Below are 13,434 nucleotides of genomic sequence, written 5' to 3' on the forward strand. Positions count from 1 at the left end.
GGCCTGCTGTCTGCAATTTGTGAGCGTCGTGGTTGAGAGATTTGGCAGATTTTTGTCGGGCGTTGCGCTTGGTCGGGCTGCTGCGTCAGGTTTCCAGTAGTGCCTAGCGAGCTGCCAGAGTTCAGTGAAAGGTCAGGTGTTTGTGGCCAAAGTAGCTGGTTAGCACCGGAACCAGTACGCCCACCAAGTGGGCGATCGCTTCGCTGTGCTCGACCACGTCCATCGACGGCAATGCCCAGCGGGCCAGGAGCAGGCTGATCACCAGTGTCTGCAGGGCCGCCAGCAGGTTGACCGCGATGAACTTCAGCGCCTGGGGCAGCAGGCTGCCCGATTTTGCGTCGAACACATGCCTTCGCATCAGCAGAAACGCCACCAGCATGCCCACCAGGTAGGCGCAGATAATCGCCAGGCTATACTCGAAAAACAGGCTGAAGAAGAATCTCGAACCATAGTTAGCTGCAGCGGCGATCCCGCCAGCGAACAGGAAGCGCAGGAACTCGGAAGACAGCAGCTGGCGCCAGTTCAATCTGTCACCGCTGCCGTCGTCGCCAGTTTCCTACCGAAGCCGATGCTTTCGGAGATGCCACGGTCCTCTGGGTAGTAGTAGGAGGTGTCAGCCACCCACAGCCCTTTGACCGGCAGTGCCACCGGCGGCAGGTCCGCCAGATAGCCGGGCGGGCAGATCGGCTGGGCATGCCGGTAACGGCTGGCATGCAGGGCGATGAAGTCGTCATCGCTCAGCGCGGGATTGATGGTCTTCAGGTAGCCCCGCACTTTGTCGAGAAAGGCTTGGTCGGGCTCGGCGAACTTGGGGTGCTCGCCCGGCATGTAGAACGGGACGTAAACCACATGCTGGTCCAGCGGTCGCAGGTTGCTGTATTCGACCAACCCCGGGATATCCATCTGCGGGTCGTTGACGTTGAGCCAGAAGTTCTCCGTGAGGGGCTTGCGCAGTTTGGCGATGACGCAGACCACGGCGATGTTGTCGATAGCGTCGAACCGCTGCAGCACGTCGGCGGGCAGATCGGGCATCAGCTGGGGCACATAGGGCAGCGGGATGGTGCTGATGACCTTGTCGAAGGGCTCGAGGCTGCCATTCACTGTCACCCCGGTGGCCCGCCCGTCATCGATGACTACCTTGCTCACCGGCGCCGTCAGGCGTACTTCCCCGCCATGGGCTTCGATGTCCGCCTTCAGGGCCTGCAGCAAGGTGTCCGAACCTCCTTCCAGATACCCCAGCTTTTCGCGTAACAGGCTGTAGCGTGAGCGACCGATGCGGCGGATGCGGCTCCAGATCCAGGCGGCGGAAAGGTTGTTGCTGTAGTCGTAGAACTTGTAGTCGAACAGTCGACGCCACAGTGCCTCGTAGGCTTCGTTGCCGACCCAGCGTTTGATCCAGCTGACCGCCTCCACATTGTCCAGTGGCTTCCAGTCATTGCGCTTGGTGGACAGGAAGGCATGCAGGCCGTAGCGGAACTTGGCCACCAGGCTGAGGCCCTTGAACTTCAGCAGGGCGATCGGGTTGCCCCAGGGTTGCAGGCGCTGCTCGAACCAGTAGCCCATCTTGGTCTCGACCCAGCGCATTTTTCCGGCCAGGCCCAGCTCGTCCAGCACCCTGAGAAAGGCGTGATCGGAGGTGCAATGGAAATGGTAATAGCGCTCGATGGTCAGGCCCGAGAAGTCAAAGGTGGCGGTCATGCCGCCGACCCGATCATCGGCCTCGAACACCACCGGCCGGTGCCCATCGCGTGCCAGCTGATAGGCCACTGCCAGGCCCATGGGGCCGGCGCCGAGAACGGCAATGCGTTGTCCCTGCATCAGAACTCCAATACCACGTTGCTGTAGGTGGGATCGTTGAAGGTTTCATCGACCGCCCGGGAGAACGGCGTATAAGGCACACCGAAGATGCCGGGCCAGTCGATCACCTCGAATTCATCCTTGGCGCTCAGCGCCGCCAGTTGCTGAGTGGTGAAGGGCGGGTTCCTGTCGAACAGCGCCCAGGTCCACAGCAGTGCGTAGAACAGACCATAGGGAATCCGCGTGATTAGCGCCCGGGCCCCTGTCGCTTTCTTGATCTCGCGGATGATGTCGATGTAATCGACCTTTTCATGGCCGGAGATATTGAAGATACCCTCGGCGATCTGCTTTTCGATACAGCTGATGATGACGTTGCAGAAGTCGCCCACATACAGCGGTTGGCGCATGTAGCGGCCGTGCCCCGGAATAGGGAACACCGGGACCTTGGCCATGAAGCGCGAAAGCCAGCCCAGGTGCTTGCGATCGAACCAGCCGAACATCAGAGTCGGCCGCAGGATCGGGCATCTGATCCCGCTTTCCAGCACCATTCGCTCCTGTTCCGTCTTGGTCCGGGTATAGAAATCGTCAGCCACCGACTCGACCACCGACGAACTGATGTGCACGAGGCAAGGCACGTCATTGGCCTTGATCGCCTCGAGGATCAGGCGGGTGGAGTCCAGGTTGTTGCGGACGAATTCTTCATAGTGGTTGCCGCCGATCTGCGCCTGCAGCATCACCACCACCGCCGCCTGGTGAAAATGTCGCTGCCACTCGCCGGGCTCGGCCAGGTCGGCGTACTCGACCGTGATGTCCGGCTGCACCTGCTTGAGCACCACCAGATTGGCGCGATGCTTGTCGAGCACCACGATGTGCTGATAACCCTTGGCCTTCAGGCGGGCGATCAGATTCTGCCCGACCAGGCCTGCGCCACCGGGCAGGACGATTTTTTCCGACTTCGTTAGGGACACGGTTTTTCCTTCGTTGGCACTGGCATACAAATTGAGCGTTTCACTGATGTTCAATCAGCCATGGACAGCGTCGTGGAAAACTGGCAGCCGGAGGCCTGGTTGACCAAGGTTATTTTCCTATCTGGAGCGCCGGTCAGCAGCTGACCCTGCAGGTAACCTTTGAAGCCGGAAGTACGCGCTGCCTTCAAATTGGCATCTTGAGGCTGCCCGGTAATAACGAAGCCGATCACTTTTGCCGTCTGGGTATCGACGATGCTCAGGCTGTCCGGAACCGATTGGGTAGAAGGGTCGAACACCCAGCCTTGCACGCGCAAGTAGCCGGTCTGGCTACCTTCAATTTCATCGATCTCTTCCAGCTCGCCCTGGCATTCGAGGGTAGGCGTGCTGCTCGCTAGTTGGGTGCCGATGTGTTCGCGTGCGTTACGAATCGGAGCCAGGCCAAATACGGAAAGATCCCGTTCGACGGGGATCGCCGAAAACATCAAGGCATCATCGGCATTCGGGTAAAGCCGGGGAAGCAGCATCGTGTCTCTAACCCTCAGCTCCATGGCCAAGGCCGCCACCTGGCGCTCGAACAATTCCTCGTCCTTGTTTTCCAAGCCCTTCTTCTGGTTCGAAACCAGCATTGCCAGTAGCACGAAGGCCGGAATCCATAGCTTCCAGCGTTTGCCTTCGGTCTTCTTCAATAGCAACGGGGCGTACAGCATGAAGAGTGCGGCCCAGGCCATCAGGGCCGGGGTCATGTAACGGCTGGAAAGCGCCTGATTGATACCAAAAAGCAGACGCCCCCCACCAGTGCCTAGCGCGGTCCCGCCGATATACAGAATGAACGTCAACAAGGCGAGTTGCAGCGTCGAGCGCTCGCGCTTACGCAACTCTTGTACGAGGAATGCCAGTGCGCTCAAGACTAGGAACAATCCGGCTGTCTGGGTCGCATGCAGCGCCACCAGGCCGTGACCAACCAGTTTCTTGGCGATGGGGTAGAACGGTCCGCCCACGTAAACCAGCACGTATTGGATCAGACCCAATGGATCTTCACTGAGGGTTTTGGCCAGCGAGCCATGATTCGGCGGCCGTACAAAGTCGTAGAAGTAGGCGCCGGCAGCCAATACCGCCAACAGCAGTAGAAAACCGCTGCGGCGCCAGCCTAGGCCCATCAGGGCTGCGAGTACCGCCATCAGGGGCAGAGCCAGCACTCCGTTGGTCATGCTGCCAACGGACAACACGCCGAACAGGATCGCCAGGGCAAAGTATCTGTTGGCTTTGCTCTCCTCTGCCACACACTTGTGCAGGTAATAGAAAGCTACCAGCGGCAACAGCTGCGCCAGGATGAATTGGCTCTGGAAGGCCCACACCAGATTTTCTTTCTGTGACCAGGAAAACAGCCAGGCGACCAGAAAGAATCCAACGAATCGAAAACCAGGGATTTCCCGCTCGCGCCAGATGTTCCAGAAAACCACACAGCCAAGTGCCACCAGCAGATAGTTGATGGCGAGCAGCAGCCAGACACTACCGCCAAACCAGGCGAAGTCCATCCAGAACAACAGGCGCGATAGAACCACACGGTGCTCGTTGTGCTGAGCCCACCAGATGGCCGGGTCTCCCGAACTGCTGCGGATATAGAAATCGAGCGAGCCACCCCATTCATCCATGAATGGAACGGGCGAGTAACCGTGGTAGCCGCCGGATATTGCGAAGCCTACAAACACCGCCGCAAATATGAAAAACAGAAGACTGACAGAGTCTATTTGTGCGCGTTGCATGGCTTCAGATATCCATTTTGTTAAATACGAAGTTCGGTAGACTCCGAATAACGAGCATGATCAATGCCCATTTGCCCGGGGCGTAGACAAGCGCCTTGTTTTTGGCGATGCCATCGACAATGACCCGGGCGACATCGGCGACATCGGAAAACTTGCCGCCCTGTTGCTTGAGGTGAGCGGTCATCGGCGTGTCGGTCGGCCCGGGCTTGATCAGCACCACCTTGACTGCGGTTTTCACCAGGCGATGCTGCAGCCCCTCGGCGTAGCGCGTGATCAGGCCTTTGGCCGCGCCATAGGCGTAGTTCGACTTGCGGCCGCGGTCTCCGGCGACCGAGCCGATAATGGCCAGGGTGCCGTGGTTGGCCTGCTCCATGTGCCCGGCAAAGGCTTCGGCGAACAGCACCGGCGAGACCCCGTTCACCATCAGGGCTTCGGTGCAGGCTTGCAGGTCGCTTTGGCAGTTCTGCTGGTCCGGCAGCGAGCCGTGGGCGATCAGGACGGTGTCCACCGTCTGCTCGGCGACGATGCCGTCGACCAGTTGGCGAATCGCTTGCGGGTCGTTGAAGTCTGCTGTGAGCACACGCAGCAACGAGTCGCTGCTGCGTACCCGCAAATCGGTTGCAACGCGCTCGGTCCTGGCGCGGTTACGTCCCACCAGGGTGATGTCGGCTGGCGCGTTTGCCAGCCACAGACGGGCGCAATGTTCCGCAATGGCGGAGGTCGCCCCGATGATCACAATTCGTTTCAGTCTGGCTGGCACGGTTAACTTCCCATTAGGCGTCGAGACATCGCTGAGCTGATGCCCGGATCGCGGTATTGCAAGAATTCATCAAGGCGTGGATAACCCGACTCGAACAGATCACGTGGCATGCGCGCGTCCTTGGCCGGATAAAGTCGGCCGCCGGCCTCGCGCACAATTGCATCCAGGCGCTCGAACAACGCCAGAGTGCGCGCGCCCTGGTTGGGGAAGTCGAGCGCCAGGGTCACTCCAGGGGTCGGGAAACTGAGCATGCCGACGGCCTGGCGATTGCCGAAGGTCTTCAGTACCGACAAAAAGGAGCCATCCCCCGTGCGGGCTATTTCTTTCAGCATGGCGCGTATCGCATCGCCGCCGACCACCTTGGGGACCACGCTTTGGTATTGGTAGAAACCCTTGGGGCCGTAGATACGGTTCCAGTCCAGCAGGCTGTCCAGCGGATAGGAGTACTTCTCGTAGTGGACGAGCTGGCGCTCGGCCTTGGCTGCCTGCAGTTGGTAATAGGCCATGTTGAACGGCCGCAGTGAGAGCGCATTGACCAGCGACAGCGGCGGTACGAAGGGGACGGCTAGTGCCTTGCCGACCGCTGGCGGCTCGGCGTCATGCACCACGTGGTTGGCGCACATGAACACCCCGCGACCACTGCTGTTGATGCAGTCGAGCCACGACACCGTGTGCTCCCAATCAACCTCGGCCTGGTCGGCCAGGGCAAAGAACTCATCGGCTGTCCGATACGGCTGGGTGCGGGTATCCAGCCAGGGGCCGGGGACTCGGCGCAGTTGCACGCTGGCCCGCATGATCACCCCGGTCAGGCCGAGTCCGCCGACGGTGGCGGAAAACCACTGGGGATTTTCTGCGGGCCCGCAGTGGATGGTTTCGCCGCTGGTACGCAGCAGGCTCAGGCGCAGCACATGATCACCAAATGAGCCGACGCGGTGATGATTCTTGCCGTGCACGTCGTTGGCGATGGCGCCACCGATGGTCACCAGTTGCGTGCCTGGCGTCACCGGCAGCATCCAGCCCCGGGGAGTCATCAGTCGCTGGATATCGCGCAGCAGCACGCCTGCCTCGCATTCGATGATGCCGCTCTGTGGGTCGAAGGCGATGAGGTGATCCAGGCGTTGAGTGCTCCATAGACCGCCGCCGGGATTCAAGCACACATCGCCGTAGCTACGGCCGTTACCATGGGCGAGGCCCCTGCGCTGGGCGTCGAAAGCCGGCAGCGCCGCGGTCTGGCTATCCAGGGCAATGACCTGTTGCTCGGCCCCTAGCAGGCGCCCCCAGGACTGCATGATCACTGCAGCCAACCCACGGTGCCCAGAATCAGGAACAGCGCGAAGGCGGCGCCCGCCAGCAAGCTGGCCTTGTCCTTGAAGGCAAACACCAGGGGGTCATCGTGCATTTGCCCGCGATGGGCCTGCAGCCAGACCCAGCTGATCCAGAACAGCATCACCGGCACGCAGCCCCATATCCATGCTGGCGCGGTATACAGGCGCAACACATCCGAACTGTTCAGGTACAAGGCCAGTACCAGCGCTGCCGAATAACCGGCAACCACCCCCAGTATCTGGATCAGCGGTGCATCGTCGGTGAAGTAGCCGCGGCCATGGGCCTTGTGCTTGCCGTGCAGCAGCTGCACCTGCAGCTCGGCAAAGCGTTTGACGAAGGCCAGCGAGAGAAAGATGAAGCCGGAGAAGGCCAGCAGCCAGAACGACAGGGTCATCTCCATTGCTGCGGCGCCGGCCACGATGCGCAGTGTGTAAAGCACCGCCAGCATCAGACAGTCCACCAGTACTACCTGCTTCAACTTGAAGGAGTACAGGCAGGTCAGGAAGAAGTAGCCCAGCAACCATATCAGGAAGTGACCGGTGACCAGGGACGCCAGCCCCAGGCTGGATAACAATAAAAAAGGTGTAACCAGAACGCCTTGCCAGATGGGTAACCTGCCTGCGGCAAAGGGGCGTGTGGATTTGCGTGGGTGCTTGCGGTCGCTTTCGAGGTCGAGTAGGTCATTGGCCACATACACGGCTGATGCGCATAGGCTGAAGGCCACGAAGGCCAGACCCAGCTCGAACCAAGCTCCTGCTTCGCTCATGCGATGCGCCGCGAACAGCGGTACGAACAGCAACAGGTTTTTCATCCATTGATGCACCCGCAGCGCCTTGCGCCAGATGCCCAGCCCCTTGACCGGCGGTTCGAAGATTTCCTCGATTTTGACAAAGGCCTCCGCTTCGCTTTGCAAGGCTGGTGAAGCGTTGACAACGATGGCGCGCCGAGCCTTTTCCCAGACTGCAAGGTCCTCCACCGAGTTGCCCGCGTAATCGAACCCCTTTTCACCAAAGCGCGTTGTCAGTGCATCGGCCTTCTTCTTGCCGGCGAGATTGGTCTTACCGTCACTGGCAATCACTTCGTCAAACAGGCCTAGGTGCAGGGCAATGGCATCGGCCACGGTCTGATCGGAGGCAGTACACAGAATCAGACGCCGGCCCTCGGCGTGCTGTTGGCGCAACCAGGAGATCAACTTTTCGTTGTAGGGTAGAGTGGCCGCGTCGAAACCGCTGCGTTGTGATAGCTGGCGCTTGAGGGCGGCCTTGCCGGCAACCAACCACAGAGGGATCTTCAGTATTGCCAGCGGCTGCTGGCGTAGCATGCCTACCGTCGACTCGTGCAGCATGTCGGAATTGATCAAGGTTCCGTCGAGGTCAATTACTAGTGGGAGCAAGAAACGATCATCCAGGTAGAAGGCTCATAGCCATAGTGTTGGCCTTTGCTGAGTTGCAACGCCGTAGGTGTGTGAACGCGATTCGGTCGTGACAAAGCCCGTCCAGAGCTGACGCTATCTATTGGGGGGCAGGCTTCCACAAGCAATAGCTTTTGTTCGATTTTTCGGTCGCGATTGTAGCATTGCATGATCAGCGCCAACACCGTGCAGGTTGACTGCTCTCGTGCAAGCGTGCCGACTGATAGCAGGTGGCGTCGGGCGGAACGAAAAAACCCACAGGCGGGGCTTTTTCTTGGCTATGTCCCAATAGCGTGTTGCATGGCGCGGCCGACTGCCTCCTGGATGCAATGATCTGGTCGAATCCCCTGCTGATAACGTTCCAACATGCGGCGCCAGCCTAGGTAATTCGGCAGATAACGGGTGGCCACGCCATGAAAGCGAGTCATCCAGCTCTTCAGTCGGCTGTGATAGGCATTGACGTTCTGGATGTGAAACGCCCCCTCGCGCACCCTGCGCCCAGGGCGTGCCTGAACCACCTGATGCGTGACACCTGTGCTTCTGGCAAATGCCGCATAGACCGCCGCACCATCCGTACACAGCACCGCTTCGGTATCAATCAGAGGACCCAGAGCCCTCTGCACATGAGCGGCATCCAGTTTATCCAGCTGGAAGTCGGCCGTCTGACCACTGCGACCCCGCACCACCAACACCGGTATCTGATCCGGTCCCGTGCCGCGTGTCACGCTGACCCCGCCTCGTTGACGGGGCACCCGGGGTAGCTGTCGCTGACCTTTGAAGGACTCCAGAAAGAACGTTTCGTCGGCTTCGATGATGCCGCTTTCGTGCTGGGCTACATGGCCTGCGGCCAGCGCCAGAAAGCGATGTCGCCAACGAAATGCCGTGTTCTTGCTGAGGCCACAGGCTTTCGCCGCGCGACGCACGGTCAGTCCTTCGATCAACGCGTCACAGTAATTCGACCAGTGATCCGCCTTGCGCAAGCGGGCCAAACCCGTGCCCGTCAGCGCGTTGCAGGTGTGCAGGCGCTCCCGGCAGCGGTAGCGACGCAATCCGCGACTCCAACCCCAAGGGGCCAACCGACTTGCCGCCGCCTGGCAATGCGGGCATTGGCGTAGTGCAGGTAGGCTAGGCGACTCCGGCGCCAGAAGGGCGTTACGAGGCGTGCTTCTTTGGCGGGGCGTTAACTGGTTCAGTTGGGTCAGCCAGCGCTGAAAGGCTTGGGTGTCCATCGCACACCTCTACAGGGGATGCCTACTGACAGACTAGCCTTTCAACAATTAACGGGTACATAGCCTTTTTCTTGGCGACTCGCTGTTCGACGCCAACATCGCCACCTTCGAGGACGATGCCGGCGCCTACAACCAGGCCGACGCGGCCGGCTTCATCAAGCTCAACGCCCTGCGCATGCGCATCGCCGCCGGCAAGGGTCGCAAGCTGTTCTGATAAGCTGAATGCCTTGTGCCAGACGAACCCCGGCCACGAGCCGGGGTTCTGCTTTTCTAGAAGAGGAAAACCTGATGAGACTGCTGCATACCATGCTGCGCGTCGGCGACCTGGACAAGTCCATCGCCTTCTATACCGAAGTGCTGGGCATGACCCTGTTGCGCCGCAAGGACTACCCGGACGGCCAGTTCACCCTGGCCTTCGTCGGCTATGGCGAGGAGGCGCACAACAGCGTGATCGAGCTGACCTACAACTGGGGCGTGGACAGCTACGAGCTGGGCACCGGCTATGGCCATATCGCCCTGGAAGTGGCCGATGTGTACAAGGCCTGCGAGGACATCCGCGCCCGTGGCGGCAAGATCACCCGCGAGCCGGGGCCGATGAAGCACGGCAGCAGCATCCTGGCCTTCGTCGAGGACCCGGACGGCTACAAGATCGAGCTGCTGTCGTCGGGTCGCAATGACTGACCCGTTGGCGCATGGCTAAGTGCTGAGAGGCCGCAGGTTGGGTTGAGGGGCAGCGCGACGAAGCCCAACGGTGCATGCCCATTGTTGGGCTTCGCTACGCTCAACGCCAACCTGCGGGCGCCTTTCCAGACCTGCGTGCAACAAAAAGCCCCGACGGTTGCGGGGCTTTTCCATATCTGTAAGACCTCAGAGGTCGAAGTCGTAGTCGCCGAGCTGTTTCTGCAGGCGACGCTCTTCCAGGTAGTTGTCGATGACCCGACGTTTGGCCAGGTTGGTCTTGGCAACTTCCACCACCGGACGCTCGGGGGGGTCCTCGGCCTCTTCGGCGACAAAGTCATCGTCGAGTACGAGTTCTTCTTTGTCAGTGCTCATCAGCTTCACTCCAACTTACGGGGCGATGTTGGCGACCTTATAGCGGCAAAGCGGGAGAGGGTAAAAAAGATTTTTTCAATCGAGCTATTGGCTCAATCAATAAGCGCTCAATCGTCAGAGGTCTTCGCCTTGTATTCGCACAGGTCCTCGATGCGGCAACTGCCACAGCGCGGCTTGCGCGCCTGGCAAACGTAGCGGCCGTGCAGAATCAGCCAGTGGTGCGAATCGAGGAGGAATTCCGTGGGCACGAACTTGAGCAGCTTCTTTTCCACTTCCAGCACGGTCTTGCCCGGGGCGATTCCGGTGCGGTTGCTGACGCGGAAGATGTGCGTGTCCACGGCCATGGTCAGCTGGCGGAAGGCGGTGTTGAGCACCACGTTGGCGGTCTTGCGGCCGACTCCGGGCAGGGCTTCGAGGTCTTCACGGTTATCCGGTACCTGGCTGTTGTGCTTTTCCACCAGGATGCGGCAGGTCTCGATGACGTTCTTCGCCTTGCTCGGGTACAGGCCGATGGTCTTGATGTACTCGCACAGGCCGTCATAGCCCAGGGCGTAGATGGCTTCCGGGGTATTGGCCACCGGATAGAGCCTGGCCGTGGCCTTGTTCACCCCGACGTCGGTGGCCTGGGCGGAGAGAATCACCGCAATCAGCAGCTCGAAGGGCGTGCTGTAGGCCAGCTCGGTCTTCGGCTCGGGGTTGTCCTCGTGCAGCCGGCGGAAGATCTCGTAGCGCTTGGCCGCGTTCACTCGATCACCCCAGTGACCCGTACGCGGCGGCTGGCGGCGGGCGCCGCTTCCGGCTGAGCAGCCTTGGCACGCTCGGCGACCACGGCATCGATGCGGTTCTTCAGGGCGATCAGCAGGCCGAGGACGAGGAACGCACCCGGCGGCAGGATGGCCAGCAGGAAGCCCTGGTAGTCGGGGAACAGCACCAGCTGCCAGTTGGCGGCCAGCGGGCCGAACAGCAGGTGCATGTTGGCCAGCAGCGCGCCGGTGCCGAGCAGTTCGCGCACCGCGCCGATGGCCAGCAGCACCAGGCCAAAGCCGGTGCCCATCATCAGGCCGTCGAAGCTGGCGTGGGCCACGCTGTTCTTCGCCGCAAAGGCTTCGGCGCGGCCGAGGATGATGCAGTTGGTGGTGATCAGCGGGATGAAGATGCCGAGGATCTGGTACAGCTCGTAGGTGAAGGCCTGCATCAGCAGTTCGATGCAGGTGGTCAGCGCGGCGATGATCATGACGAAGGCCGGCAGGCGCACGGCGTCGGTGACCTGGCGGCGGATCAGGGCCACCGCAGCGTTCGAGCAGGCCAGCACCAGGGCAGTGGCGATGGCCATGCCGAGGGCGTTGACCACCGAGTTGCTGACCCCCAGCAGCGGGCACAGGCCGAGCAGCTGAACCAGGCCCGGGTTGTTCTTCCACAGGCCGTTGACGGCGATTTCGCGGTAACTAGCCATTGTCGCTCTCCACGGGTGCCAGCAGTTCGTCCCGATGCTTGTCGAAGTATTGCAGCGCCTTGTGCACCGCCTTGACCACCGCGCGCGGGGTGATGGTGGCGCCGGCGAACTGGTCGAACTGGCCGCCGTCCTTCTTCACCGCCCAGCCGGCGGTATCCGGCGATTGCAGCGACAGGCCGACGAAGCTGTTGATCCACGGGCTCTTGGCCAGCTCGATCTTGTCGCCCAGGCCGGGGGTTTCCTTGTGCCCGACCACGCGCACGCCCGCCAGGCGGCCATCGGCATGGATGCCCACCAACAGGAAGATGCTGCCGCTGTAGCCATCCGGCGCGGTGGCCTGGAGGATCACTGCCGCCGGTTCGCCCTGGAGCGTGGCCAGGTAGGCGGGACTGGGCGTCTTGTTGCCGAGCAGCGGGTCGAATACCTGGCGTGGGTGGTCCAGCAGGTGGTTGTCGTAGCTGCCGGCGGGGAGGATCTGCGCCAGCGCCTGGGCCTTGGCTTCGCGCTCGGCAGCGGCGATGCGCGTGGCGGTGCCTTGCTGGGTGATGGCCACCACGCCGACGGTGACCACGGCGAACAGGCCGAGAACCAGGCTGTTCTTCAGCATCGAGCGGGAAATTTCCGGCAGGGCCATGTCATTCCCCCAGTTTGAAGCCGCGCTCCGGCTTGCGATGGCCGTAGGTGCGCGGGCGGGTGTAGTAGTCGATGGTCGGGGCGCACAGGTTCATCAGCAGCACGGCGAAGGCCACGCCATCCGGGTAGCCGCCCCAGGTGCGGATGATATAGACCAGCACACCGACGCCTGCGCCGAAGAGGATTCGCCCCAGGTTGCTGGTGGCGCCGGACACCGGGTCGGTGACGATGAAGAAGGCGCCGAGCATGGTCGCGCCGGTAAGCAGGTGGAACAGCGGCGAGCCGTTGGAGTCCGAGCCGGAACCGTTCCAGCACAGCAGGCTGATGATGAATAGTGCACCGAGCATGCCCAGCGGCGCATGCCAGCTGATCACCTTTTTGTAGATGAGGAACAGGCCGCCGAGCAGGAAGGCCAGGTTGACCCATTCCACCGCCTTGCCGCCGAACTCGCCGAAGGCCGGGTTCTGCGCCCACAGCTCGTCCATGGTCAGGCTCTTGTTGACTTTCAGGCTGTCCAGGGCGGTGGCCTGGCTCCAGCCGTCGGGCAGGGCGGCGAGGCCGAAGATCTGCTGGATGCCGTCCCAGGCGCCGACTGTGTGCGGCTTGGGCCAGCTGGTCATCTCGATCGGGAAGGAAATCAGCACCACCACGTAGCCGACCATCGCCGGGTTGAACGGGTTTTGCCCGAGGCCGCCATACAGCTGCTTGCCGAACACGATGGCGAAGCCGACCGCGACCAGGGTCAGCCACCAGGGCGCGTAGGGCGGCAGGGCCAGGGCCAGCAGCACGGCGGTGACCAGGGCGCTGCCATCCTTGAGGAAGAAGGCGATCGGGCGCTGGCGCGCGCCAAGGATCGCCGCTTCCACGGCCAGGGCGACGACGCCGGCCCAGACCAGGTTGACCAGGGTGCCGATGCCGAACAGCCAGGTCAGGGCCAGGGCGCCAGGCGCGCAGGCGGCGGCTACCAGCAGCATGACGCGCTGGGTGCGATTGCTGCCCTTGGCGTGGGGCGAGGTGATGCGGGGCAGGGCCATGCGGTCT

General features: G+C 61.5%; 14 protein-coding genes and 1 pseudogene. 2 read left to right on the forward strand and 13 right to left on the reverse strand.

Annotated elements, in window-relative coordinates; translation table 11 throughout:
• Positions 1 to 121: 121 nt before the first annotated feature.
• The 8 genes from GV001_RS11030 to GV001_RS11065 form a co-directional block, all read right to left on the reverse strand.
• Entirely contained in the window at positions 122 to 526 is a 405-nt protein-coding gene (locus GV001_RS11030; RefSeq protein WP_218583006.1) for a GtrA family protein, read from the reverse strand.
• Positions 523 to 1,818: an NAD(P)/FAD-dependent oxidoreductase gene (locus GV001_RS11035; RefSeq protein ID WP_160079723.1), complete on the reverse strand. Its 1,296-nt coding sequence runs from the start codon at positions 1,816 to 1,818 to the stop codon at positions 523 to 525. The genes GV001_RS11030 and GV001_RS11035 overlap by 4 nt, the downstream gene beginning before the upstream one ends.
• Complete coding sequence (locus GV001_RS11040) at positions 1,818 to 2,819, reverse strand: NAD(P)-dependent oxidoreductase (protein ID WP_256664899.1); 1,002 nt, start codon at positions 2,817 to 2,819, stop codon at positions 1,818 to 1,820. Before GV001_RS11040 ends, GV001_RS11035 begins: the two co-directional genes overlap by 1 nt.
• Positions 2,816 to 4,528 (reverse strand): hypothetical protein, encoded by a 1,713-nt coding sequence (locus GV001_RS11045; protein ID WP_160079725.1) that lies wholly within the window; start codon positions 4,526 to 4,528, stop codon positions 2,816 to 2,818. Before GV001_RS11045 ends, GV001_RS11040 begins: the two co-directional genes overlap by 4 nt.
• Positions 4,529 to 4,532: 4 nt before the next feature.
• Positions 4,533 to 5,288 carry an SDR family NAD(P)-dependent oxidoreductase gene (locus GV001_RS11050; protein WP_160079727.1) on the reverse strand — a complete coding sequence of 252 codons (756 nt, stop codon included), beginning with the start codon at positions 5,286 to 5,288 and terminating at the stop codon, positions 4,533 to 4,535.
• Between the two features lie 2 nt (positions 5,289 to 5,290).
• Positions 5,291 to 6,577 (reverse strand): FAD-binding oxidoreductase, encoded by a 1,287-nt coding sequence (locus tag GV001_RS11055; protein ID WP_160083302.1) that lies wholly within the window; start codon positions 6,575 to 6,577, stop codon positions 5,291 to 5,293.
• Positions 6,578 to 6,579: 2 nt separating this feature from the next.
• Positions 6,580 to 8,007 (reverse strand): UbiA family prenyltransferase, encoded by a 1,428-nt coding sequence (locus GV001_RS11060; protein ID WP_256664900.1) that lies wholly within the window; start codon positions 8,005 to 8,007, stop codon positions 6,580 to 6,582.
• A 296-nt stretch (positions 8,008 to 8,303) separates the two neighbouring features.
• Positions 8,304 to 9,254, reverse strand: a complete 951-nt coding sequence (locus GV001_RS11065) for an IS1595 family transposase (RefSeq protein WP_160079729.1) — start codon at positions 9,252 to 9,254, stop codon at positions 8,304 to 8,306.
• Positions 9,255 to 9,330: 76 nt separating this feature from the next.
• Here GV001_RS11065 and GV001_RS11070 point away from each other — a divergent pair.
• A pseudogene (locus GV001_RS11070) lies at positions 9,331 to 9,468 on the forward strand (argininosuccinate synthase); the annotation flags it as partial.
• 74 nt (positions 9,469 to 9,542) lie between these two features.
• Positions 9,543 to 9,935, forward strand: a complete 393-nt coding sequence (gloA, locus tag GV001_RS11075; protein ID WP_160079731.1) for a lactoylglutathione lyase — start codon at positions 9,543 to 9,545, stop codon at positions 9,933 to 9,935.
• Positions 9,936 to 10,121: 186 nt separating this feature from the next.
• Here the strand turns inward: gloA and GV001_RS11080 are convergent, their stop codons facing one another.
• The 5 genes from GV001_RS11080 to GV001_RS11100 form a co-directional block, all read right to left on the reverse strand.
• On the reverse strand, positions 10,122 to 10,307 hold the full coding sequence (locus GV001_RS11080) for a PA3496 family putative envelope integrity protein (RefSeq protein ID WP_160079733.1): 186 nt from the start codon (positions 10,305 to 10,307) through the stop codon (positions 10,122 to 10,124).
• Positions 10,308 to 10,414: 107 nt separating this feature from the next.
• Complete coding sequence (gene nth / locus GV001_RS11085) at positions 10,415 to 11,053, reverse strand: endonuclease III (protein ID WP_160079735.1); 639 nt, start codon at positions 11,051 to 11,053, stop codon at positions 10,415 to 10,417.
• Positions 11,050 to 11,760, reverse strand: coding sequence for an electron transport complex subunit E (locus tag GV001_RS11090; RefSeq protein ID WP_160079737.1), 711 nt, complete (start codon positions 11,758 to 11,760; stop codon positions 11,050 to 11,052). Before GV001_RS11090 ends, nth begins: the two co-directional genes overlap by 4 nt.
• Positions 11,753 to 12,394, reverse strand: a complete 642-nt coding sequence (gene rsxG / locus GV001_RS11095; RefSeq protein WP_160079739.1) for an electron transport complex subunit RsxG — start codon at positions 12,392 to 12,394, stop codon at positions 11,753 to 11,755. Before rsxG ends, GV001_RS11090 begins: the two co-directional genes overlap by 8 nt.
• Before the next feature lies 1 nt (position 12,395).
• The gene (locus GV001_RS11100; RefSeq protein ID WP_160079741.1) at positions 12,396 to 13,427 is read right to left on the reverse strand and encodes an RnfABCDGE type electron transport complex subunit D; all 1,032 of its coding nucleotides are present in this window, start codon (positions 13,425 to 13,427) and stop codon (positions 12,396 to 12,398) included.
• Between the last annotated feature and the right edge of the window lie 7 nt (positions 13,428 to 13,434).

It is taken from the genome of Pseudomonas sp. 8AS (assembly GCF_902506505.1).
GTDB lineage: Bacteria > Pseudomonadota > Gammaproteobacteria > Pseudomonadales > Pseudomonadaceae > Aquipseudomonas.